The organism is Arthrobacter sp. TS-15 (assembly GCF_006964045.1).
Classification (GTDB): Bacteria; Actinomycetota; Actinomycetes; order Actinomycetales; family Micrococcaceae; genus Arthrobacter.
Window position 1 is genome coordinate 1 of the sequence record NZ_SDXQ01000088.1, and the last position, 1,214, is coordinate 1,214.

Genomic DNA, 1,214 nt, shown 5'->3' on the forward strand with positions numbered 1-1,214 from the left:
GCTTCTACATGCTGATGCCGTACCTGGCCGCACATCTGGCAGGCCCGCTGGGCCTGGCCGGCTGGCTGGTCGGGCTGATCCTCGGCGTGCGCAACTTCAGCCAGCAGGGCATGTTCCTGGTGGGCGGCACGCTGGCCGACCGGCTCGGCTACAAGCCGATGATCATCGCCGGGCTCGTGCTGCGGATCGTCGGCTTCGCGACCCTCGGGCTGGTGGACTCCGTACCCGCCCTGCTCGCCGCTTCAGCGGCGACCGGACTGGCGGGGGCGCTGTTCAACCCGGCCGTACGGGCCTACTTGGCCGCGGACGCGGGTGAGCGACGGGTCGAGGCGTTCGCACTGTTCAACGTCTTCTACCAGGCCGGGATACTGCTCGGCCCGCTGGTGGGCATGCTGCTGACCGGTGTGAGCTTCCGCGTCACGTGCCTCGTCGCGTCCGGGATCTTCGCTCTGCTGAGCATCGTCCAGATCCGGGCTCTGCCGGCCCGGCGGGGCGATGACGCGAAGCGCGAGCAGGACCGGGAGGGCGTGCTGTCCCAGTGGCGCGGCATCCTCGCCAACCGGCCTTTCCTGCTGTTCTCGCTGGCCATGATCGGCTCGTATGTCATGTCCTTCCAGGTCTACCTCGCGCTGCCGCTGGAAGTACGGCGCCTCGGCGGAGACGGGACCTTCGGCACAGCCGCGGTGGCGCTGCTGTTCGCCGTCTCCGGACTGAGCACGATCCTCGGGCAGACCAAGGTGACCGCATGGTGCAAGGCCCGCATGGAACCGGGCCGCGCGCTGGTGTGGGGTCTGCTGGTCATGGGAGTGGCGTTCGTGCCACTGCTGGCAGCGACCGCAATTCCCGTATCGGACGGCGGGGTGGGGCTGTGGCTGCTGGCGGCCGTGCCTCCGGCGCTCTCCGCACTGCTGCTCGCCCTGGGCACGATGATCGCGTACCCCTTCGAGATGGACACCATCGTCCGCCTCTCCGGTGACCGCCTCGTGGCCACCCACTACGGGCTCTACAACACCATCTGCGGCATCGGCATCACCCTCGGAAACCTGCTCACCGGTGTCGCGCTCGACGCTGCCCGGGACGCCGGGATGTCCGCGTTGCCGTGGCTGGCGCTGCTCGTCCTCGGTCTCAGCTGCGCGGCCGCCCTGTATGGGCTGCACCGCACGGGTCGGCTCGCACCGCCGACGCGCGTCACGCAGACCGAGCCCACGAGACTA

At 69.6% G+C, this 1,214-nt stretch carries 1 protein-coding gene; it reads left to right on the plus strand.

Going from position 1 to position 1,214, the window contains the following annotated elements; all coding sequences use genetic code 11:
• The coding region (locus EU811_RS22920) for an MFS transporter (RefSeq protein WP_142940551.1) at positions 1-1,214 on the plus strand (1,214 nt) is incomplete at both ends.